Below are 24,482 nucleotides of genomic sequence, written 5' to 3' on the forward strand. Positions count from 1 at the left end.
CCCAGAAGTAAAAACTAAAGGGGTAAAATCTCTACAGTTGCCATAATTTCTAATAATTATTATATATATTAAATTTCTTATGATTCTGTATTAATCTCTAAATTAACTTTTAAGAAGAATGTATCTTTATAACGCATTTTCCAATATATTTATTGCAGAATCTATTAGTATTATTTAAATCATTATCTTCTTTGTATAACTTCTTACAACATTTAATAATTCCGATACAATTTATACCTATAAGCTTAATCCTATATTTTACTATCTCTTTACAAATAGGAACATCAATAACTATATTGTTGAAGAATATATTATAATTAATACATCTATAAGGTGGTATCCTATTATTAATTGCACAAAATTTTTTGTTTAATATCGCAACATTAACAAACCCCTCTCCATCGCCAAAGTCTGCTTGTAACTGCAATACAACAAAATACCTACAACAATTAATTAGTTTGCAAAACTTTACTACAAAACTTACAAGGCTACAATTACTGTGTACATTTATTTCTGCAATATTCCCTAAATCCTTATTGGAACATATTATTTCATTCATCTTTATCACCTTACTAATTAATACTATTAATCAAACAAATACCTTTCATTTAATAATAGGGATATCTCAATAACGATATCCCATTATAATATTTAAAAATAATTAATTATTTAATTAATCATCAAAATCTGGGCATTGAAGATAATTTCCAAATACTTCAAAACTAAAAGTTCCATTAAAACAATAAGGAACCCATACTACTACATCTTCGAATGGAATGGTAACGTCATCATAACAACCAGAATCAGCTTCATCTACATACTCATCTACATCAATAGATTTTCCTGCTATTCCAACTAATGATGTTGTACCACCATTTGGTGTAAAATATATTCTTACAAATATACCAAATCTAGAATCTACACAAACATTATTTAATGTTACATTAAAGTCAATTAATGATACTTGTGTATCAGGAGTAATTGTTCCTGCATCATATACAACACTTGTATCACAAGGGCAAGTATTACAGTTAATTGTAGCAGCTACTTCCTTAATAATTAAATCCATATTTTTATCCTCCGTCATAAAAAATATATTTTTCATATACTACAAACTATTAATCAATTTGCACTTTTGTTACACATCATAATAATATTTATTATATTTTTTACAATTATTTTTAATTATTAGTTACTTACAAAAAGTTCAGTATGAAATTCTTCTTCTAGAAAAATCAAATTATCTTTTTTCCATTACAATATATTCCCCTTTGTAATCATCACTTTTAACAGAAATCTCTCGATTTATCCTATGAGCATAAACATCTAAACTTTCCTATATAAGAAAAGAAGCGTATTTATAGTTTTATCCATAAATACGCTAATATTTTAAATTCATTTGTAATTATGCTACTTTAAAATTTCTATATTAAATCTAAACTTTCAAAACATTTTGCTTACTTCTTTTATTACTTTCAACAAATATTATATAAACTAATATTATCAACGTAATTAATTCAGCTAAGGGTAATGATAAGAAAACTCCAGTAACTCCAATAAAAGGTGGTAAAATTAATGTAAATAAAAATTGAAACACAAATCCTCTTCCTATAGAAATTATATTTGCATATATATTTTTACCTATAGCTTGAAAATATCCACTCATTGTAAAAATTGTTCCTATGATAGGACTTCCAATACAATAAATTAATATCTTATCATAAGCAAAATCTAAGCTTTCACTACCTATTCCAAATATAGAAATCATCTCTCTACCATAAAATACTATACTAGTATAAACAAGAACTCCTCCAATAACGCAAATAACGATAGTTATGTATAATAATTTTTTCATTCGCTCTAATTTATTTGCACCATAATGATATCCTATTAAAGGTTGTAATCCTTGAGCAATTCCCATACATGTATTTACTAGAAAACAATTTATATATGTTGCAACGGTATAAATTGCTACATCAACTGTATTTCCATAAGCAAACATAGTCCTATTTTGTACTAAAAGTATAATTCCATAAGATAGTTGTACTGCAAAACTTACAAACCCTATCTTTAATATTTTCTTTAAATTTCTTAAATCTATTTTAAAATATTCTTTTTTTATTTTTATATTTGACTTTCCTTTTAAGAAATGTAATAAAGATATCACCATTGATATAAAAATACTTGCACTAGTTGCTAAAGCCGCACCTTTTACTCCATATCCAAGCTTCATAACAAATAGCCAATCTAATATTATATTAGCAATTGCACCTACCCCAATCATTATCATTGATAAATCAGGTCTTCCCCCAGTTCTTACAATAGGATTTAATGCTGTTGAAAATATATACGGTATAGAAATAATGAAAATTATTGTATAATAATCTCTTGCATAACCTATTGTATCTGCTGTAGCACCCAACATTTTTATTATAGGTTCTCTAAATATAAGCCCTAAAATCATTACTATACTTCCAATTATAATAATTGACTTAATAGCTGTACCTAAGCATTTTTCAGCTTTTTCCTTATGACCTCTTCCCATATGAATAGCTATAATACTACTTGTCCCAATTCCTATCATTAAGCCAATACCTACAACTAAAGTTACAGCAGGCCAAGCAATATTTACTCCTGCAAGTCCAGCTTCTCCAACTCCTTGTCCTACAAAAATACCATCAACCATTGTATATATAGTATTTAATACAATTCCAACCATAGAAGCTACTACAAACTTTGACCATACCTTAAATATATTCATATTTAAAACTTCATTTATATCCATTTTTTCTCCTTTGCATGTATATAATATTAAAGCATTTACTTTAATTATTAACTTTTTTCCTTTAAATCCTCGCCTATTATATCACTATATTTATAAAATTTGTATACATATTTTTATCAATAAAAAAAGCTATATTTTCTTAGGAATATACTTATAAAATTTAAGCAAACTATAAATATATTATTTAAGGAGGTTTTATAAAATGAAAAATATTAAACTCATTTCAGCTTTATTAGTAGCTATGCTTTTATTAACATTTGTAAGTTGTGGCAATAATAAAGCTGAAAATAACTCTAATAGCAATTCACAAAATACTACTGAAAATACTTCTACTACTCCAACAACTAAAGAAGAGTATCAAAACTATTTAACAGAAAGATACAACTATTACTTTGGTGATTCTAATTTATATGATAATTATGATATATATGCAGAAGATTTTACTTTTAATGGAACAAATGAAGAATTCCTAACTGTCTATAATAATTCTTATGTTGAATTAAAAGCAAACTTAGAAAACTTTAAAGCTGATTTAAACAACTTTGTGAAAAAAGGAACTCCAGAAGTTGATAAGCTAAATGCAGAAGTTATTACAGATATAGATAAAGCTATCCTTTCTGTTGATGATTATACTTCAGGATTTGCAGAAAAAACTAAGGATTATGCAACTTTAGGCAAAGATGAAGTTGTTAAAGGTCTTAGAACTATAGGAAAATCTTCTCATGATGCTATGGATGATTTAAAGAACTTAATTGATGATGCAAAAGAAAAATTAGGAATAAGCTAATATTTTAATATAATATGTCTTAAATATATTTTCTCATATATATGCAAAAAAGACTGTTTCAAAATTAATCTATATAACTTTGAAACAGTCTTTATTTTTATTTTATAGTAACCCTTTTACCATTGGATTAATTTTTGATCTATCAAACTTACCAGCTATCATAGGCATTATTTCTTTCATAATTTTCCCCATATCCTTAGCTGTGTAATTTCCATTAGCTATTATTTCTTTTAACATTTCAGTAACTTCTTCTTCAGATAATTGCTTTGGAAGGTATGGTGTTAACACTTCTAACGCAAAATTTCCTTCTTGAATTTTTTCTTCATTATTTGCTTGCTTCGCATACTCTAAAGCTTCTTTAGTTTGTTTTATGCTCTTCTCAATTATTTTAATAACATTTTCATCTGAAATATCTTCCCTATTATTAACTTCATAAGCTTTAATTTCAGCACTAACCATTCTTAAAACACTTACTCTTGCCTTATCTCTTGCTTTCATTGCTGCTATTTCATCTTTTTTTAATTGTTCTTTTAACATACTATTTAATCTCCTATTCTATATATTAAATTGATATTTAAATACTACTCTTCCTTGTTTATTATTATATACCAATATAATGAAATAATAAACTTCTGATTATAATAATATTATTTTCTAATTATAATAATATAAAATCCGCAATTTTTACATTACGGATTTATATCTAAAGCTAATATTTTATTTGTTTTCCATATCAATTAACTGCTTTTGTATATATAATTTATGAGCAACTGCCATAACTGTAGATCTTACCATTTCACTTTCTCGTGTAGTTACTGATGCAGAACTAGGATATGAAAAATCTCTAGTAAAAAAGATAGCCTCTATAGCTTTTTCTACCTCTGTACAGAAATAATCATAGGCAGTGTCTATAGGACAACTCTCTATTTGTAAATTTATAAGATTACATATATCTTGTAAACTAAATACCTGCTTTAATATACAAACTACAATTAAATATGCTAGATGCTTCTCATTATATTTTTTATCCTTTGGAGGTGATACCACCTTCTGCTTAACATAATTATTAAGCATAGTTGGTGTTAACACTTTTTCATTTGTACTAACATTTATTGATTTAGCCACATCTTCTAAATATGTAATTACCTGATCTTTATATAAAGGAACACGTGGTAACTCCTTGAATCTTGGCAAATGAAATTTAGAACCTTCCATTAGTCCCTCCTAAACTTTTCTATTTTAATACTTCATGTTTTCTAATATATTGAATTGCTACACACCCTGGACCACCTTGTGTTGTGAATGCAGGTCCTAAAAGTTTAACTTCAATATCAGCATTTTCTATATTCCCTAGAATAATCTTTTTTGCTTCTTCTGCTAGCTCTTCTTTGCAAGCATGTGTTATGTAAATTTTGCAATCTGAATCAACTTTATCTTCTATCATTTCTTCACAAATTCTTTGTATTGCTCTTTTAAAAGTACGCTTAGTAGTAAATTTAACTAAAGATTTTTTATCTTCTGCAAGAGTCATTACAGGAACAAGTTTGATTAATCCACCAATCTTACCTACTAATGGTGATAATCTTCCACTTCTAACTAAATAATCAAAGTCATTAGGTATTAGAAATGATTTTGACTTATCTAGAGTTTCATTTATCTCTTCAACTATTTTCTTAGCTTCTATTCCATTTTGAGCTAAAGTCGTAGCTAAATCAACTAAATATCTTTGAGGCCCACATAAAGTTTGCGAATTTATTACATGAATACGTTCTGGATTTTCATCCATATTTCTTGCCATGCATGCTGAATTATATGTACCTGATAATCCATCAGCCATTGAAATATTAATTATCTCATCTTGCGGATATTTACTATATATTTCTAACACTTCTCCTATTGATGGTTGAGAAGATGATGGTATATGTCCTTCATTAATTATATCTATAAATTCTTCTGTCTGAATATCTTCATATTCTTTATATGTATTATTATTAATAGTTACTGAAAGTGGAGCAATTTCAATCCCTTTAGCTTGTCCATCTTTTTTTGAGTAAAGTGATGATGAGTCTGATACTATTCTAATCATAAATTCTTTCTCCATTCATTTTATATTGCATTCTAAGTAATTTTGTCTATCAATCTAATTTATCTAGTTTTAAAAACTATTTGTTTTAGATTACCACCCTAAAACCATTTTGTCAATAACCTTTACATTTTCTTCACGCTTTCTCCATATAAGTTTTAAAATAATTTTTCTTATTATTAATTTTTACTTTAATTACTATACAGAATGGAAATAATAAATATTAAATTTACTTTAGAGGTGATTATATTGAGAGTACGAAAAAACTTAAATTCTACAGTTGCTATAACTCAAAATTCTAATGAATCTTTAGCTATAAAAGAAGGCTTAAACCTTCTTAATATTTCTTCCATGATAAAAAATGATGATGTTGTTGTAATAACTCCTAATTTTGTTAATAAAGGCGGTGTTGGATATGGTGATGTAGTTGGTCCTGAAAGCTTAAGAGAACTAATAAAAATCGTTAAGTCTTGCAACCCTAAAAAAGTTGTAGTTGCAACAGCATCTGCTGAAAAAGATATTGAATCCGTAATGAACGATATAGGTTATACAGATGTTATAAAATCAGAAAATGTAGAATTCATCAACTTAAACTATGGACCTTTTATAAGTGTTCCATTAAATCATAGCGGTCCGACTTCAACATCATTAAATAAGCTATACGAAGAAATGACCTTTCTAATTTCCTTTACACAACTTAAAATTCATGAAGAAGCTACTATGTCTGCATCTATAAAAAATATAGCTATGGGATGGCCATCTTGTGAAGAACATGGGTATCCTAAGAAAAACTTAGGAATCCATAAAGATTTACATGGCTTTATAACTGCTATGCTTGAAAAGTTCACTATAGATTTATCGATAGTTAGTGCAAATCCTGCAATGATAGGAACTGGTCCTCATAATGGAATTGGAAATCATACTGGAATTGTTCTATGTGGTACTGACCCTGTTGCTACAGATACTATTGGTGCTAGGTTATTAGGTTTTAAGCCTCAAGCTATAAATTATTTATACTCATCTATAAATAAAGGTCTAGGGTGTGGCGAAGTTACTCTTGAAAGTAATTCCCCTATAAAAATCTTAGGAATGAATTTACTTGATGCAGAAAAACATTTTAATAAATGTGCTTATGGAAAAGAATTTTCTGTTGATAAATAAAATAATTAATACAAAAATAGCAATAGACGTAATGTATCTATTGCTATTTTATATTAATTATATTTTATAGCTCTTCACCATTTGTAGCTATTACATTTTTATACCAGTAGAAACTCTTCTTTCTTGATCTATTTAAAGTACCAGTTCCATCATTATTCTTATCAACATAGATGAATCCATATCTCTTCTTCATTTCACCAGTACCAGCTGATACAAGATCAATACATCCCCATGGAGTATATCCCCATAATTCAACACCATCAGCAATAGCTTCCTTCATTTGCTCGATATGAGCTTTTAAGTAATTAATTCTGTAATCATCATTTATTGATCCATCAGCTTCAACTGTATCAACAGCTCCTAATCCATTTTCAACAATCATCATTGGAATTTGGTATCTGTTATAAATTTGATTTAAAGTAGTTCTTAAACCTACAGGGTCAATTTGCCATCCCCAATCACTTGCTTCTAAGTAAGGATTCTTTAATCCCATTGAAAGATTTCCACCAGTAGTTTCAACATTTGGATCTTTACTTACACAGTTAGTCATATAGTAGCTAAATGTATAGAAATCAACACATCCATTTTTAAGAGTTTCTAAATCTCCTTCTTCCATCTTGATTTCAATGTTATTTTCTCTGAAGTAACGCTTAGCAAATCCTGAGTATGCCCCTCTAACTTGAACATCACCACATAAGAAGTTAGAGAACTCTTCGCTTTGTTGAGCTAATAATACATCTTCTGGATTACAAGTATATGGATATTGCTTACCGTAAGCTATCATACACCCAATTTTAAAGTCTGGGTTTATAGAATGTCCTAATTGAACTGCTTTAGCACTTGCAACAAATTGGTGATGTAAAGCTTGGAAACATTCTTGCTTATGTCCTGCCGCTTCTGGCCCAAACTTTAATTCTCTTATATCATCAAACATTACTCCAGCACCCATAAATGCAGCAGCTGCACCGTGAGTTAATATGTTAATTTCATTAAATGTTAACCAGTACTTAACTGTATCTTTATATCTGTTAAATATAGTTTCACAATATCTTAAATAACAATCTATAGTTCTTCTATCTTCCCATGCATTCCATTTCTTTGTTAAACCAAATGGTGTTTCATAGTGAGAAATAGTTACTAATGGTTCTATATTATATTTCTTTAATTCAGCAAAAACATCATCATAGAATTTTAAACCTTCTTCATTTGGTTCTAATTCATCACCGTTAGGGAATATTCTTGTCCAGTTCATAGACATTCTAAAAGTTTTGAATCCCATTTCTGCAAAAAGAGCTATATCTTCCTTATATCTATGATAAAAATCGATTGCCTCATGGCTTGGATAATAAGTTCCTTCTTCTAATTCAGGAGTAATTCTTCTTGCTACAGTGTGAGTTCCACCTGTCATAACATCAGATGTACTTAACCCCTTTCCACCTTCTCTATATCCACCTTCAAATTGGTTAGCTGCAGTAGCTCCACCCCATAAGAAATTTTCTGGGAATTTAATATTACTCATAAGTACCCTCCATTATTCTAATTTTATTCTTAAAATATTTCATTTTCTTCTTTGAGTAAATTATAAATCACCTTTTGAACATTAGTCAATTTATTTTGTCCATATAATGACCAATTTTCATTTTTTGAAAATTATCTTTCTTTATTTATTTCATTAATTTATAAAAAAATAAAGCCAGTTAAAACCGACTTTAAAAGTAATCTATATCTATCTTTTTAATTTTCTTCTATCAATAAGGTTTATATTATCAAAATTATATTTAATTAATCACAATATATAATATCAATTTTAGAATCTTCAAATTCAACCTCAGAATTTGTAATTACAGTAGCTTCTGAAAACTCTCCATAAGTATAAAATTTTCTCTTATTAAACTTTGATGTATCTGCAAGAACAAAACATTTCTCGGCAGAGCTAATCACAGCTCTTTTAACTTCTCCGTCACTAAGTAATTGTGTTGTAAATCCGCTTTTAGAATCTATTCCCATCGTTCCTAAAAATGCTATATCAAAATTCATCACATTTATCTTACTTACTATGTCCTCACCTATAATTAAGTTTAATTCCGGTTTTGCATATCCCCCTAATATATAAGTATTAATACCTTTTGCCATAAGCTTCTGAATATGTAGTATCCCATTAGTTACAACTGTTATATTCTTTGCATTTATATAATCTATCATATAATAACAAGTTGAGCCTGAATCTATAAATATTACATCATTATCTTTAATAAGCTTCGCTGCTACTTTAGCTATTTCTATCTTTTCTTCTTTTTTATATTTGAATATTTCTGATAAACTTACCCATTCAAGATTATCATCATTTTTTTCAATAATCTCTGCTCCCCCACGAGTTCTCTTTATATGACCTCTATCCTCCATTGCTATCAAGTCACGCCTTAATGTTGATCTAGAAATCTCAAACTTCTCCATCATTTCTTCAACAGTAGCAAATTTTTTAACCTTTAAATATTCTAATATTTCTATCCATCTATCTATAAGCACCACATCAATCACCTATATACCATTATTTTTAAAATTATTCATTATATGAACAAATATTAACACTTGTTAATTTTTATGTCAACAAATTTAACAAGTGTTAAACTACTCTACTGATTTATTTATTCTAATTTTCACTATTATCTTTATATGATAAAATTGTACTTAAGAATATTGTTAAACATATTACACTAGTTATAGATATAATTATACTTATAATTTTCGCTCCTATAGTCAATGGAGTTATATCTCCATATCCTATAGTTGTAAAAGTAATTACAGTATAATAAAATAAATCAAATGCATTTGGAGAATTACTAAAAGCACCTGGCTCTGCTCCATTTATAAAACATACTCCTAAGAATAAATTGAGAACTATTAATCCAACCATAAGTATTGCTGCAACTATAATCCTACTATAAGAAGTTTCTTCTTCATGCTTACTTTTTATATTATAAGGATTTCTTATAAGTTGTATAAGTACCTTCATATTTAACACATAAGATACTGTAATCCCTATTAATCCTAATACATATGTACTCTCAAATTCTTCTGGTGATAATAATAAGGCAGTAAAATAAGTACTTATAATAAAATAACTTAGAAGTAAATCTACTTTAACATTCTTATTTTCCACACCATATATAAACTTATGGATTTTAATTGTAATAAGCAATATATATCCCATAGAATAATGTATTACTATTAATGATACTATAATAATCCCTATTTTTATTAGTAAATCCACTGTACTTATCATGTAAGTATCCATATATCTAATTACACTTGTAGAAATAGATATTGCTATAAATATCTCTGCTGCTATTATTAATATTATCTGAACACTTCTTCTTAATTTAGACTTTTCCTTAAACAACTGAATATAGGTAGTATTTATTTCTTTCATTATTTTATTTAAAACTGTAAAAATTCTCTTATTATTTTTTGCATTTCTAACCCCAATCACTACTAAAAGTAAAAACGTCGAAATGACTATAAATAATTTCCCCATTATTTCACCTACTTTAAAAGTATCTTAAATCTATATTATTAAAAAATATTTTTTAATCTATACCGGTAATTCTATAATAAAGGAACTTCCTTCTCCAACTTTGCTTTCTACATAAATTGTACCTTTATGTAAAGTTACTATCTGCTTTGTTATTGTAAGTCCTAAACCACTTCCTCCTTTTACCTCTGCATCAGAATCAACAACTTGGTCAAATCTATTAAATATTAAATCTTTGAACTCCTCCGGTATGCCTATTCCTGTATCCTTAACTACTATTCTAACCTTTTCATTCAAATCCTCAATTAATACTGTAATCTCTCCACCTTCTGGTGTAAATTTTGTAGCATTACTAATAAGATTTAGTATACACCTTTCAATATCTTCACCATCACATCTTATAATTTTCTCCTCAACTTCTGGATCTATTATAAGACTTATTCCTTTCTCCTCAATATACTCCTTCATACTTAGTGCAGCTTCTTCTACAAGATATACAATATCTACTTCTTCTTTTTCTATTTTATATTTACCATTCTCCATCTTAGAAATATCGATTAGATTATTAATCAACCTTAAAAGTCTATTATTATTTTTTCTCATAATAGACATATAATAATCTAATTTACTTCTTTCAATATTACCAGATTTATTTAAAGTACTTATAAGCTGTTCTATGGTATGTAAAACATTTAATGGAGTTCTTAACTCATGAGATAAATTTATAAAATAGCTATTTTTATCTCTCTCTAATTTAATAATCTTATCAAAAAGAGTTTTATTTATTTCCATCTCATCACGTAACTCTTTAGTTCTTCTATCAACTAGAGTATCTAATCTATTTAATTTATTTTTATGTAATTTTATCATTATTATAATTACAATAAGGTAAAAGGCTAATGCTGGATAACTAATTAAAAATGGCATTTTTATTTTGAAACTTAATTCATTACTCTCACTAACAATACCATTACTATTCATAGCTTTTATTTTAAAATTATATTTTCCAGGAGATAGTTCACTAAACAATACTGTTGTCTTATCCATAGGCATCCAATCATCATCATTAAGACTATAATAATATCTTATATTTTTACTATTTTTATATTCTGGTAAAAAAACTTGAATACCTATATTATTTTGATCATGTGAAAATACTTTTCCATTAATATCTCTAACCTTTATTCCATTTACACGAAATTCATCAAAAACTACATTTTCACTATAATTATTTGATTTTATATCAGCAGGATAAAATGAATTCATTCCATTTATTCCTCCAAAGAAGAATTCTCCTGACTTTGATTTAAAATATGCTCCTCCATTAAATTCATTGCTTTGAAGGCCATCAGTTATATTAAAATTCATGAATTTTTGATTTAAAATATCAAATCTAGATAATCCATTATTAGTTGATAACCATAGATTATCTTCATCATCAATTAATATTCCATAAATAGTATCATTAGGTAATCCATCTTTTGTAGTATAATTAGTAAAGCTATTTGTCTTTTTATCTAGAACACTTAATCCTTCACTTGTTCCTATCCATATATTCCCTTTACCATCTTCTACAATTGTCCTTACAACATTATCTATTAATGAATTCTTATTATTACTATCATACTTGTAGTTAGTAACCTCTTTAGTATATGGATCTATCTTAGTTAAGCCTCCATTAACAAAGTTACCTATCCAATATATTCCTTCACTATCTTGAAAAATATAACCACTATAGTAGTCATCTGTTTCAGCATTTTCCAATATATAAGTTACATTTTCAATTTTATTTGTATCTATATTCATTACAAATATTCCATCGATAGTTCCTATCCAAAGATATCCTTTATCATCAACCCAAAGATTTCTAATATTTATAGTTTCTAAACCTTCTTCTTTTTTTATTATTTTTATACTTTTATTATCTCTATCTATTATATTTAGCCCATTATTTGTTGCCAAGAAAATATAATTCTTATAACCTTTTATAGCATTTACTCTATTTCCACTTATAATTTCATTATCTTCAAAACTAAGAGTTTTTATCTTTTTCCTATCACCATCTAAAATATCAACTCCTTTTGTATGAGTACCTACCCATAAATAGCCATCACTATCTTCATAAATACTTTGAATCATATTCTCACTAATAGTTGTGCTATCAAAAGGATCATTTTTATAATGAACAATGCTATTAGATGAATCAAACACACTCACTCCAGCATAAGTTCCAGCCCATAGCATTCCAGTCCTATCCTCTATAATTGTAAATACAGTGTCATTAACTAAACTTCTATTATCATAGACCTTATTGTTATATAATATAAACTTATTATAATCATATTTAACTAAACCATTGCTACTACAAATCCATAGATCACCATTACTATCCTTATAAAAATCTCTTATATGTTCTCCTGGATATTTATCTAATCCCCATGAATCTTTATAATAGTTGGTAATCTCTCCAGTTTTTCTGTTTATTCTTGATGCACCTTTTGTAAATGTACCTAACCATATAAATCCATTATCATCACAATACACTTTATAAATACGATTTTCTGCTATGGAGTTTTTCGTATCATCATGATAATATCTGGTTATTTCACCAGTTTCTTTTGATATCATATTTAACCCATTGTCAGTCGCTAGCCAAATATTACCTTCACTATCTTCATCAATCGAATAAATCATTTGACTAGATAAACTATCATCATTAAAAATTCTTTTAAAAGAATCTGTTTTTTCATCGTAAAAATTTAATCCATTAGCTGTAGATACTAATATTTTCCCATTTCTCAAAATCAGTATTTCCCATATATTATAATGAGATAATCCTCCATTTTCTTCTCCCTGTGAATAATTCGTAATAGTTTCTTCATCGGAGCTAATCTTACTGATTCCATTTGCTGTTCCAACCCATATATTACCTTCAAAATCTTCCTTTAAATCAACTATATAATTATTAATAATACTGCTAGGATTACCTTTTTCATGGTTATATACCTTAAAATCATAACCATTATACCTATTTAATCCATTATTAGTACCAAACCAAATATATCCTTTTTTATCTTGTAAAATAGTTTCAACAGTAGCCTGTGATAATCCATCCTCTATAGTTATATTACTAAAACTTATACCATCATAAGCATCACATTTAACTCCTCCAAAACCCAAAATAAAAATAAATATAAATATAAGAGTCTTAGTAGCTTTAATTGATATCTTTTTCGTCATTTTTCTACTCTTTTCTACATTTTTTTAAAATAATTATACTATATAAAATATTAAATGTCATTATTTTGGAAACTTACTCTTTAATTTCACTTTTATTTATTGTAATATATTACATAGCTTATTAATGTATTTTTGGAATTATTATAAAGTAATATTCCTAATAACAAGTGCAAAACTAATAATATTAATACCATAAGTTCATGTAGGTGAAAAAATGAATTATATAATATTTGACTTAGAATTTAATCAACAACATCCTGATAATAAAACTACTGAAAAATCTCCCCTTATGTTCGAGATAATTCAAATAGGAGCTTTAAAATTGGACAGTAACTTTAACACAATTTCGACCTTCAATTCTTTTATTAAACCAACTGTTCATAAACTTATTCATCCTTACGTAGAAGAATTAACTAATATAAATTATGAGCAAATAAATTCAGCTAAATTTTTTATAGATGTTTACAAAGACTTTATCAATTTTATCGGAACAGAAGATGCAACTTTAGTTTTATGGGGAGTTAATGATATTAAAGAATTAATAAGAAACGCTAATTATTACAAATTATCTTCTGATGCTATTCCCAAAAAATATATAGATATTCAGTGTTACTTATCTAAAGCATTAAAATATTCAAAAGGTAGAAAAATTGGTTTAAAGGTAGCTACAGAACAGCTTGAAATACCTATAGAATCTGAATTTCACGATGCGTTTAATGATGCTTACTACACAGCTGAAGTCTTTAAAAAAATTTACAACAAAAGAATGAAACCTCAATTATATATTTACACTGATAATAAGAGAGAAAAACATACAAAAACTAGTATTGATACTTCAGCTTTAATAAATCAATTTGAAAAAATGTATAATAGAAATATTACTGATGAAGAAAAGGATATGATTAAATTAGCATATATGATGGGTAAAACTAATCAGTTTAACAAATAAATTTTATAATTTTTTTTAAAAAACACTTCCTTTTTCCAATATCTTGTAATATAATAATTAGCATAAAAAGCAAAGGCGCTTTGAACTAAAATAGTTCAAAGTGCCTTTTTATTTTATAAATTTAATAGCTATCACAATGGAGTGAATTTTACTTTGCATAGTCAGTAAAATTCACTCTATTTTTATAACAATAAAAAAGGGGGAATTATTTATGTATTCATCACTTGACACAATTTGGACTTTATTTGGGGCTGTATTAGTATTTTTCATGCAAGCAGGTTTTGCTATGGTTGAGACAGGCTTTACTAGAGCAAAAAATGCAGGAAATATAATCATGAAAAACTTAATGGATTTTGCTATTGGAACTGTAGTTTTTTGGTTTATTGGATTTGGCCTTATGTTTGCTGGAGATGGCCCATTAATAGGTAGTTTGGATTTATTTATTAGAGGGGATTATAGTTCTTCACTACCTACTTTTACATTTGTAATATTCCAAACTGTATTCTGTGCAACTGCAGCTACAATAGTTTCTGGAGCAATGGCAGAAAGAACAAAATTCTCTGCTTACTGTATTTATAGTTTAATTATTAGTGCGCTTATATACCCTATTTCTGGCCACTGGATTTGGGGTGGTGGATTCTTATCACAAATGGGATTTCATGATTTTGCTGGTTCCACTGCTGTTCATATGGTAGGTGGTATAGCTGCATTAGTTGGTGCTAAAATTCTTGGACCTCGTATAGGTAAATATTCTAAAGATGGGAAAGCTCATGCAATACCTGGCCATAGCCTTACACTAGGAGCTTTAGGAGTATTTATATTATGGTTCTGTTGGTTTGGATTTAATGGTTGTTCGACTGTTTCAATGACTGGAGATGCAATGCTTTTATCAGCAAGTAACATATTTATGACTACAAATATTGCTGCTGCTTCATCTACAATAGTTGTTATGATAGTTACTTGGATTAAATATAAAAAACCAGATGTTTCTATGACATTAAACGGTTCACTAGCTGGTCTTGTTGCCATAACAGCTGGCTGTGACATGGTATCTCCTAGTGGTGCATTCTTTATTGGAGTTATAGCTGGATTAGTATTAACTTTTGCAGTGGAATTTATTGAGAAAAAACTTAAGATAGATGACCCTGTAGGAGCAATTTCTGTTCATGGTGTATGTGGTGCATTAGGAACAGTTTTAACTGGTTTATTTGCTTTAGATGGTGGATTATTCTACGGTGGTGGATTTAAATTCTTAGGAACTCAAATTCTTGGTGTACTTTGTGTTATTCTTTGGGTTTTAGTTACAATGACAATAGTATTTCTAGTAATAAAGAAAACTGTTGGACTTCGTGTATCAGCTGAAGAAGAAATCTTAGGTCTTGATAAATTTGAACATGGTTTAGAAAGTAGTTATGCTGATTTTATGTTTGTTCCTACTACTACTACAGGTCTTTCTGTTCCTACTACTACTCCTATGAGCACTGTAGACACTATTCCCGTTGTATATAATGGTCCTACTGATGGAAGTAAGATGACTAAAGTTGTTGTAATAACTAACAAAGATAGATTTGATGCTTTAAAGCTAGCATTAGATAATCTTGGAATTACAGGTATGACTGTTACTAATGTACTAGGATACGGTATGCAAAAAGGTTCTACTAACTACTATAGAGGTACTCCTGTAGAAGTTACTTTATTACCTAAGCTTAAAGTTGAAATTATAATATGTAAAATCCCAGTTGAAACACTAATAAATACTATTAAGAAGGCTTTATATACCGGTAAGATTGGTGATGGAAAAATTTTTGTTTATCCAGTAGAAAATGTAGTTAAAATAAGGACTAACGAAGAAGGATACGATGCTCTTCAAGACGAAGAATAAAAATAAATTGTTCGCGAAGCTCACAGGTGAAAGGTCGACTTCGTCGAAGTTAAAAGGCTACTAGCGTAGCGGGGAAAAGTTAACTTATGTTAAAGTGAAAGGTACTAATGTAGACACTTTTCACTATTGCCATAAGCAATATTTTCACTGTCACGTCAGTGACATTTTCCCCTTTGACGAAGTCAAACTTTTCACCAAAGTGCTTCGCACTTTATTTACATACAAAACTCCATTAATATATCCTCTACAGCAACTCCATGATACTCTTTTTTTAGCTTCTTAAATTTATCATTTATTTTCTGTTTAATCCCTCCACAGAATTCAATTGTAAATGGTAAATAGTCATTAATTTCATTTATATACTCTTTTGAGAAGTATTCTTTATTATCAATGATTGCAAATAAAACCATATAGTTGCAATTATTTTTTATTAATTCTTTAAGCTCATTAGGATTTTTACATACAAAACATTTAGCATTATCTACTACATAAATAGTTAAATTTATAAGTTTATTAACTATTTTATCTAAATGATATTTCCCTGCAAGCTGAGACATTATTGTCATATGCTTCTTTTCTTTATCAGCTTTTATATCCTGTAAATCATCACCTAACTGCAATAGAAATCCATAGCCCCAAGCAAACCTTTCTTCTTCCTCACTCATAGTTCCTCTAATAAGATTTCCATCAGCAATCACTGATGCTCCCCCTTTATCAATAGATATGCCCAAAATATCTTTTTCATAAGGAATGCTCTCTTCCTCTTGCTGATTAAGACTTAATTTTTGCCCTTCCTGTATAAGTAAAAGACTATCATATACACCATTAAATTTTTCTCTCTTAAATTCTGATTCAATACAGGAAACAAGATTATAAACCTTATCCTCATGTTTATTTAATGGCATAACCTTCTCACCATTAAGTCTTTTAGTAAATCTCTTATTAAAAGAAATCTTTTCTTCTAATCCTATCTCAATATTATCTAAATAGTTATCTGTATATGGATACAGCATACTATATCCAAAAACTCCATTATTAAATCTAATCGTTTCTCCAAAGGCTTGTTGTAACATATTCACTATCCATACATTTCTCATTGCTTGTCCTATATCTTCATAAGATAGAGTACTGTCAAAAGACTTAGATGCTTTATGAAATCTTTTGTTGATTTGATGAAAGCACTTTTCATTTCTTTATCAATAACACCTAATTTAAATATACGTTCAGAAGAAATTATTTTTTCAATATAATCATTCCCCTTTATTCTCCAACTCTCTCTCTTCTTTTCATCTTTAGGAAAGCTTTCAATATACTTTATAATCTTATCTATAAGTACATCAAAATCTTTTTCACGTCTTTGCTTTTCTTCTAAAGTATATTTAGTCATAGTCAACTGTAAATCACAACTACTCTTCCACCATAAATCTCTATAATATAAACTTAACCTTTTATACTTTTCGTTCATTAATATCTACCCCAATACAAATTGCTAACAACTATATTATACATTATATACAATTTATTACATAATTTAAAACGCTAACTTAATAAATAGTTAACGTTCTAATATATTTTAAATATAATATAGATTTTTAATCTTTTGGTCGAGATAGTTCTATTTGTGCTTCCTTAACATGATTTAATCCATTAATAAAATCTTCTCCATTCTCTAAATCTATATAAAGTAAGCAAGATACTGTATCTCCCTTTTCACTAATCCTTGTAGTTATTCTATAGTGATCTTCTAATTTTTTTATATCCATCTTATAAATTAAATCTAAATGAACTACTTCTCCGTTAATATCAACATTATAATCATTCTCTTTAATTGTTAAATCTACATCTTTTTCTGTTCTTCCTTCAGATATATTTCCAAACTTCGTAAATGTATATGATGCTCCATTATAATCAAATCTATTACTCTTTTTTAAATTTTCTAAAATATATTCTCCATCTTCTTTTTCTTTAACTAATTCATTCTCTTCATAAAAATGATACTTTCCAAAGTAATCTAATTTATATGTTCTAAAAATATTACTATTATATTCTTTATCCATAATCTTATCCTCCTAATACCATACGTTAATTATAGTATTTGAGAAAGATAACTATGATATTACGTAATTATTTGTAAATAAGTTCAAAATTAAAAGCTTGGCATTTATAACCAAGCTTTTTTATCATTAATCATCAAGCATAGAGCCAAATTGATATAAAATTTCTACTATTCTAGTATAAAATATAATGCTACTGGATTATGATCAGATGATACAAAGTTAGCATCTAAATTTTCCGCCCTAAAACTTTTTATATTGTCTGATACAATAAATCCATCTATAACTACTGTGTAATTTCCACCTTCTACATAAGGCATATCAGTACTTCTACAAGTAGCAACTTCTTTATAATTATCTGCTATTACAAAAGTAAATCCCTCTTCTAAATCATTATCATCTAACTGATAAACCCATTCTGGAATATTTTGATTACTTTCAAACAACTCTTTTGTATCAGCTATATCATGATTGAAATCTCCGCCGACAATAACATAATTACCTTTTTCATACTCTGCTTCTAATACTTCATTAAGAACCTTTAACTGTTCTTTTCTTATTGCTCCACCCTCGTCATAAGCTGACATATGAGTATTTATTAATACTAATTCTTTTCCATTATCAACAGGAACTCTAGAAAGTAAAAAACATCTATCCAAATCTGTAAACTTAGTAATAAAATCAGTACTTACTGGATATTGCTTTCTTATAGATTCATTTATTCTATATTTACTCATAGTAGTTAATCCAGAATTAACTGAGCCATGTGGCTCTGTAAATGGGTACATTAAAAATGCAGAGTGAAAGTTATTTGCAAAGCTTAAAGAATACTCTGAACCTAATCTCTTTAACATCTCATATTGATTTACATTATAACTACGAGTAGCTTTAGTATCTACTTCTTGGAAAAGATAAAAATCAGCATCTAAATTATCAACAAAATCTATGGAATTATTAGTATTTTCAATTACAACTTCCTTACTCTCTGCTTTAGAATCACTTCCTACAACCTGTGTTCCATCTTTCATCTCTCCGCTATCCATGAAAAATGAAAATTGATGATTATAGGCTCCAAAGCCAATATTATATGTTATTACTGAATGTTTCTCTTTAGCTGTAAGAATTATATCCGATGGATTTTCATCCTCAACTACAACATTATCATCAATCCTATAATATTGAATACTCATATATGCAACATATAAACCAACGATTACAATTATAGCTAAAAATAAAATTCCTATTGCTTTTAAAAAATTTTTTAAATACTTTTGTTTCTTCATATTATTCCCCCATTATCTAAGTTAATAATTAATCTTTAAAAATATTTATCACTTTTTATTAATCACAATTTAAGTTTTAATAGCATCACTTTCCAAACACTTCCTTAGCTATCTTTACAGAATCATTGGCATCTTTAGCATAATAATCTGCCCCCATTTTTTTAGCATACTCTTCAGTTACTACAGCTCCTCCAACCATTATATAACCTTTATAGTCATTAATCTTTAATTGTTGAATAGTCTTCTCCATAGATTTTATAGTAGTCGTCATAAGTGCACTAAGGCCAACTAGCTTAACATCACTTTTCACTGCTTCTTCTACTACCTTTTCTATATTTACATCTTTACCTAAATCAATTATGTCATAGCCATAATTCTCTAATATAACTTTAACTATATTTTTACCTATATCATGAATGTCCCCTTGAACTGTAGCTAAAATAATTTTCCCTTTACCTACAGAACTTCCTTTATCACTTAACACAAGTCTTTCTTTTATAATATCAAAAGCTACCTTTACAGTTTCTGCAGCTTGAATTAATTGAGGTAAGAAAATCTCTCCATTTTCATATTTTTTTCCTACCTTATCTAATGCAGGAATTAAGTCCTCATTAACTATATCCAATTCTCTTTTATCATCTAAAAGCCTCAATGTAATCTCTTTTGTGGAATTTCTTAAACCTTTTAAAATGCAATTTTCTAATGTGTTAATATCTAAAATTTCTTTTTTACCTTCTACTTTATTAGCTACTTCATTTTTCTTATTTCCATAAGCGGCTATATAATTTGCTCCATTTTTATCATAATTTTTCAATACCTTAAAAGCTCTAACTGCTCCTATCATATTCTCTTTATTAGGATTTATTATAGGCAAATCAAGTCCAGCTTCCATTGCCATCACTAAAAAAGTCTCATTTATAATTTCCCTCATTGGCATTCCAAATGATATGTTTGATACACCTAGAACAGTCTTAACTCCTAACTTTTCCTTAATAATTCTTAAAGCTTTTAATGTTTCTACTACTTCTTCTTGTTGTGCCGATACTGTAAGAGTTAATGCATCAATATATATATCTTCTCTATTTATTCCATATTCTAATGCTCTACTTACTATCTTTTCTGCTATTTTAAATCTATCAATAGCTTTATTAGGTATTCCATTGCTATCTAATGTCAATCCAACTACAGCAGCTCCATATTTCTTTACACTTGGTAAAATACTATCTAAAACTTCATCATCACCATTTACTGAATTAACTATGGGTTTACCATTATAGTATCTTAAACCTTTTTCAATAACATTAGGGTCATTAGAATCTATTTGAAGTGGTACATCTAAAATAGACTGAATTTCTTTAATTATCTTAATTATCATTTCTTCTTCATTTATTTCAGGTAATCCAACATTAACATCTAATAAGTCAGCTCCTGCTTCAACTTGCTCTATAGCTTGTCTTAATATATAATCTATATCATTTTTCTTAAGAGCTTCTTTAAAGAGCTTCTTCCCTGTAGGATTAATTCTTTCTCCAACAACTTTTACTTCATTTACTTCCACTAACTTAGAAGGTGTTGTAAGTACAGCTTTTGTAACTTTTTCTCTTTCTAATATTTTCAAACTTTTAAGCTTAGATAACTCGCTAATAAATTGTGGTGTTGTTCCACAGCATCCACCAATAATTGATATACCATTATTTACAAACTCTTCTGCTCTTTCTCTAAACTCTGAAGCAGTAATATAATATACTGTTTCATTATCAATAATTTTAGGTAAACCTGCATTAGGCTGAACCATTACTGGGATATTAGTATTTGAAACTACTCTTTTTAATATAGGTAAAAGTTCCTTCGGACCTAAAGAACAATTTACCCCTAGCACATCTACCCCTAATCCTTCAAGTGTTATCGCCATACTTTCTGGAAGACACCCTGTAAAAGTTCTTCCATCTTCCTCAAAAGTCATAGTTGCAAATATAGGTAATGTACTTTCTTCTTTACATGCTAATATCGCTGCCTTCATCTCATAAAGATCAGTCATAGTTTCTATTAATACTAAATCCACTCCTGCTTTATCTCCAGCTCTTATTATTCTTTTGAATATATTTACTGCATGCTCAAAAGATAATGTTCCCATAGGTTCTATAAGTTCTCCTATAGGCCCTATATCTAAAGCTACTAATACCTCATTATTAGAAACTGCTTTCTTAGCTAAAGTTACTGCCTTGCTTACAACTTCTTCTACTGAATATGGTGTGTTTTTCAATTTAATCTCATTAGCCCCAAAAGTATTAGTAGTTACAATATCTGCTCCAGCTTTTATGTATTCCTTATGTATATCTATTACAGTATCCTCATTTGTAAAATTAATTACTTCTGGATTTTCTCCAAGCCTTAATCCTCTTTTTTGGAGCATAGTTCCCATAGCTCCATCAAATACAACTACTCTATCTTTAATTAATTCTCTAACGTCCACACCTTTTATCCCCTTTTCTATAGTTACATCTTTCAAAGTTACTACACTCTTTGCATCTATCTCTATTTTGCTTCTTATTAGTTATTCCTAAAATTGCTGTGACAGATTTCCTGGGAAATAATAACATATTGCTAGAAACCTTTACTCCAATCTTTCGCTCACAATCTAAAATACTTATAAAATCTTTTTGTATATCTAAAGATAAATCTCCATATCCAGGACTATACCTAAAGGTGAAATTTTCTTCACCTTTAAGCATCTCTCTTCCTATACTTTCCTGTAAATTATTACATACTTCTTCAATAGCCGCTGTTGCACAAGAATCTAATATTAAAGCTTTCGTTAAATTAATTTTACTATAAAACTTAATCTTTCTTTCTATATCACTACCAACAGTTGCTGCCATCAATATACACTTATCACTATTTTGTAATAAGTTAAATATATCTTTACCTTTTAATCTTAAATTTGTTCCTTCTAATAATATGTCACTATTATTTTTTGTAATCTTAAATTCTTTACAAACATATTTAACTTTAAGCAAACACTTACTTTCTTTAATGGCTTCTTCAACTTCTTCCATAAGTTCATTAGTAATTTCTTGACCTCTATATCCTAGATATCTTAATACCTCATTTATATCTATCTTTAAATTATTCTCCATAAATATTAAGTGAAAAACCCTTTTCTAATGCTTCTTTAGCATATTCTTGTGCTCCAAAAAGCGATAAATCTCTATAATTGCCACATTGGACTTCATTTTTTGCTGGAATTTCTGTTGCTTCTAAAACCTTATTTAAAGAATATTCTACTGCTTCTTTTATTTCATTACACTCCCTATCTCCCCAAATAGTTAGATAGAATCCTGTTCTACATCCCATTGGTGATAAATCTATAACACCTTCTAACTTCTCTCTTAATGTATGAGCTAATAGATGCTCTAATCCATGCATTGCAGCTGTTCCAAATGCTTCTTTATTAGGTTGAAGAAATCTAACATCAAACTTACTTACTTTATCACCTTTTTCTCCATTTAAAACACAACATTTCCTTATATAAGGTGCCTTTACTTTTCTATGATCTAATTCAAAACTTTCTACCTTTTCCATCTCAAACTCTCCTTTTTACTATACATTTTGAACTTCATTTATCGAACTTATTATTTTCCCTATATTCTTACTTATATTCTTTGCAACATATGGATTATTCATTGTATACAAATGAACTCCATCTACATTGCTTGAAGATAAGTCTATTATCTGATCTGTTGCATAAGCTATACCAGCTTGCGTTAAAGCTTCTGGATTATTCTCATACCTTTCCATTATCTTTTTAAACTTTAAAGGTATAGTTGCACCACAGAGTTCAGTTATTCTCCTCATCTGCTTTGCATTTATAACAGGCATTATTCCTGCTTGAATCTTAGTTTTAATATTTCTTTTTTCTATCTCTTCTAAAAATTTATAATAAATATTATTATCTAAAAACAGTTGAGATATAAAGCTAGTTGCTCCACTTTCAATCTTTCTTTCTATATTATCAATCTCTAATTTAATATCTTTATTTGCAATATGTCCTTCCGGATAACATGCAGCTATTATATTAAAACTTTCTTTTTCTTTAATATAACTTATTAATTCATTAGCATAATTAAAATCTCCACAGCTTGTACCATTATCATCACCTCTTAGAGCTAATATATTTTCAACTTCCTCAAGCTTTAATCTTTCAGTTATATCGACTATTTGCTCTCTAGTTGAAGAAATACAAGTTAGATGTGCTAATGATTCTATTCCATAAATATTTTTTATAAGAGATGATATCTCAGTAGTCTTATTGTTTATAGTGCTTCCTCCTGCCCCATAGGTAACACTTATAAAGTCTGGTTCTAATTTCACTAGTTCATTTAACGCCTTATATATATTTTTTATTGGAGAAGTACTTTTAGGTGGAAATACCTCAAAAGAAAACACCAATTTTTTTTGGTCGAAAATTTCTCTAATATTCATTTATATCCCCCATTCCTTTTAGAAATTCAAATACTTTTTATGTATTTATTTCAATAATTTTCTAATATTATAATAACATTTTTTATAACTATTTTATATAAAAACACATTTAAAATATAAAAAGTGTAGTTATACTAATGTATAACCACACTTTTCTCTTTGGCTCTGTTAGATTAAATTGTTGATTTGATACATAATAAAGGTTGTCCAATAAGACAACCTTTATTTACTTATTATATTATAA

Annotated in this window: 22 protein-coding genes; 4 read left to right on the top strand and 18 right to left on the bottom strand. The window is 28.0% G+C overall.

Going from position 1 to position 24,482, the window contains the following annotated elements; genetic code table 11:
- Positions 1–109: 109 nt before the first annotated feature.
- From ARA56_RS10080 to ARA56_RS10090, 3 genes are all read right to left on the bottom strand, one after another.
- Entirely contained in the window at positions 110–559 is a 450-nt protein-coding gene (locus ARA56_RS10080) for a hypothetical protein (RefSeq protein ID WP_055266308.1), read from the bottom strand.
- A gap of 114 nt (positions 560–673) precedes the next feature.
- Positions 674–1,069 carry a hypothetical protein gene (locus ARA56_RS10085; protein WP_055266310.1) on the bottom strand — a complete coding sequence of 132 codons (396 nt, stop codon included), beginning with the start codon at positions 1,067–1,069 and terminating at the stop codon, positions 674–676.
- A 366-nt stretch (positions 1,070–1,435) separates the two neighbouring features.
- Positions 1,436–2,785 (bottom strand): MATE family efflux transporter, encoded by a 1,350-nt coding sequence (locus tag ARA56_RS10090; protein WP_055266312.1) that lies wholly within the window; start codon positions 2,783–2,785, stop codon positions 1,436–1,438.
- 202 nt (positions 2,786–2,987) lie between these two features.
- Between ARA56_RS10090 and ARA56_RS10095 the strand changes: the two genes are divergently transcribed.
- Positions 2,988–3,572 (top strand): hypothetical protein, encoded by a 585-nt coding sequence (locus ARA56_RS10095; RefSeq protein WP_055266314.1) that lies wholly within the window; start codon positions 2,988–2,990, stop codon positions 3,570–3,572.
- A 102-nt stretch (positions 3,573–3,674) separates the two neighbouring features.
- Here ARA56_RS10095 and ARA56_RS10100 read toward each other — a convergent pair whose 3' ends face one another.
- The 3 genes from ARA56_RS10100 to ARA56_RS10110 form a co-directional block, all read right to left on the bottom strand.
- Complete coding sequence (locus tag ARA56_RS10100) at positions 3,675–4,109, bottom strand: GatB/YqeY domain-containing protein (protein ID WP_055266316.1); 435 nt, start codon at positions 4,107–4,109, stop codon at positions 3,675–3,677.
- Positions 4,110–4,289: 180 nt separating this feature from the next.
- A complete protein-coding gene (locus tag ARA56_RS10105; protein ID WP_055266318.1) occupies positions 4,290–4,787 on the bottom strand; it encodes a DUF1836 domain-containing protein in 498 nt (165 codons plus the stop codon).
- Between the two features lie 19 nt (positions 4,788–4,806).
- Entirely contained in the window at positions 4,807–5,658 is an 852-nt protein-coding gene (locus tag ARA56_RS10110; protein WP_055266320.1) for a DegV family protein, read from the bottom strand.
- Positions 5,659–5,895: 237 nt separating this feature from the next.
- On the opposite strand from ARA56_RS10110, the gene ARA56_RS10115 reads away from it, so the two are divergent.
- Positions 5,896–6,816 carry a DUF362 domain-containing protein gene (locus ARA56_RS10115; RefSeq protein ID WP_341380552.1) on the top strand — a complete coding sequence of 307 codons (921 nt, stop codon included), beginning with the start codon at positions 5,896–5,898 and terminating at the stop codon, positions 6,814–6,816.
- Between the two features lie 64 nt (positions 6,817–6,880).
- Here ARA56_RS10115 and ARA56_RS10120 read toward each other — a convergent pair whose 3' ends face one another.
- The 4 genes from ARA56_RS10120 to ARA56_RS10135 form a co-directional block, all read right to left on the bottom strand.
- Positions 6,881–8,335: a glycoside hydrolase family 1 protein gene (locus ARA56_RS10120; protein ID WP_055266324.1), complete on the bottom strand. Its 1,455-nt coding sequence runs from the start codon at positions 8,333–8,335 to the stop codon at positions 6,881–6,883.
- A 263-nt stretch (positions 8,336–8,598) separates the two neighbouring features.
- Positions 8,599–9,345: a DeoR/GlpR family DNA-binding transcription regulator gene (locus ARA56_RS10125; protein WP_055266326.1), complete on the bottom strand. Its 747-nt coding sequence runs from the start codon at positions 9,343–9,345 to the stop codon at positions 8,599–8,601.
- A gap of 121 nt (positions 9,346–9,466) precedes the next feature.
- A complete protein-coding gene (locus tag ARA56_RS10130; protein WP_055266328.1) occupies positions 9,467–10,351 on the bottom strand; it encodes a potassium channel family protein in 885 nt (294 codons plus the stop codon).
- A 57-nt stretch (positions 10,352–10,408) separates the two neighbouring features.
- Positions 10,409–13,588, bottom strand: coding sequence for a ligand-binding sensor domain-containing protein (locus tag ARA56_RS10135; RefSeq protein WP_055266330.1), 3,180 nt, complete (start codon positions 13,586–13,588; stop codon positions 10,409–10,411).
- Between the two features lie 214 nt (positions 13,589–13,802).
- On the opposite strand from ARA56_RS10135, the gene ARA56_RS10140 reads away from it, so the two are divergent.
- Together ARA56_RS10140 and ARA56_RS10145 are read left to right on the top strand one after the other, a co-directional pair.
- On the top strand, positions 13,803–14,537 hold the full coding sequence (locus ARA56_RS10140; RefSeq protein ID WP_055266332.1) for a 3'-5' exonuclease: 735 nt from the start codon (positions 13,803–13,805) through the stop codon (positions 14,535–14,537).
- Between the two features lie 211 nt (positions 14,538–14,748).
- Positions 14,749–16,419 carry an ammonium transporter gene (locus ARA56_RS10145; RefSeq protein ID WP_055266334.1) on the top strand — a complete coding sequence of 557 codons (1,671 nt, stop codon included), beginning with the start codon at positions 14,749–14,751 and terminating at the stop codon, positions 16,417–16,419.
- 215 nt (positions 16,420–16,634) lie between these two features.
- On the opposite strand, the gene ARA56_RS10150 is transcribed toward ARA56_RS10145, so the two are convergent.
- The 8 genes from ARA56_RS10150 to metF form a co-directional block, all read right to left on the bottom strand.
- Positions 16,635–17,516, bottom strand: coding sequence for a hypothetical protein (locus ARA56_RS10150; RefSeq protein WP_242855917.1), 882 nt, complete (start codon positions 17,514–17,516; stop codon positions 16,635–16,637).
- An 8-nt stretch (positions 17,517–17,524) separates the two neighbouring features.
- Positions 17,525–17,884, bottom strand: coding sequence for a hypothetical protein (locus tag ARA56_RS16950; protein WP_242855920.1), 360 nt, complete (start codon positions 17,882–17,884; stop codon positions 17,525–17,527).
- Between the two features lie 127 nt (positions 17,885–18,011).
- Positions 18,012–18,476, bottom strand: coding sequence for a hypothetical protein (locus tag ARA56_RS10155; protein ID WP_055266336.1), 465 nt, complete (start codon positions 18,474–18,476; stop codon positions 18,012–18,014).
- Positions 18,477–18,643: 167 nt separating this feature from the next.
- Positions 18,644–19,756, bottom strand: a complete 1,113-nt coding sequence (locus ARA56_RS10160) for an endonuclease/exonuclease/phosphatase family protein (protein ID WP_055266338.1) — start codon at positions 19,754–19,756, stop codon at positions 18,644–18,646.
- A gap of 85 nt (positions 19,757–19,841) precedes the next feature.
- Positions 19,842–22,229 (bottom strand): homocysteine S-methyltransferase family protein, encoded by a 2,388-nt coding sequence (locus tag ARA56_RS10165; protein WP_055266352.1) that lies wholly within the window; start codon positions 22,227–22,229, stop codon positions 19,842–19,844.
- The gene (locus ARA56_RS10170) at positions 22,219–22,893 is read right to left on the bottom strand and encodes a vitamin B12 dependent-methionine synthase activation domain-containing protein (protein WP_055266340.1); all 675 of its coding nucleotides are present in this window, start codon (positions 22,891–22,893) and stop codon (positions 22,219–22,221) included. Before ARA56_RS10170 ends, ARA56_RS10165 begins: the two co-directional genes overlap by 11 nt.
- Positions 22,883–23,338, bottom strand: a complete 456-nt coding sequence (locus ARA56_RS10175; RefSeq protein ID WP_055266342.1) for an S-ribosylhomocysteine lyase — start codon at positions 23,336–23,338, stop codon at positions 22,883–22,885. The genes ARA56_RS10170 and ARA56_RS10175 overlap by 11 nt, the downstream gene beginning before the upstream one ends.
- Before the next feature lie 18 nt (positions 23,339–23,356).
- Entirely contained in the window at positions 23,357–24,238 is an 882-nt protein-coding gene (metF, locus tag ARA56_RS10180) for a methylenetetrahydrofolate reductase [NAD(P)H] (protein ID WP_055266344.1), read from the bottom strand.
- Between the last annotated feature and the right edge of the window lie 244 nt (positions 24,239–24,482).

This window comes from Clostridium disporicum, assembly GCF_001405015.1.
GTDB lineage: Bacteria > Bacillota > Clostridia > Clostridiales > Clostridiaceae > Clostridium > Clostridium disporicum_B.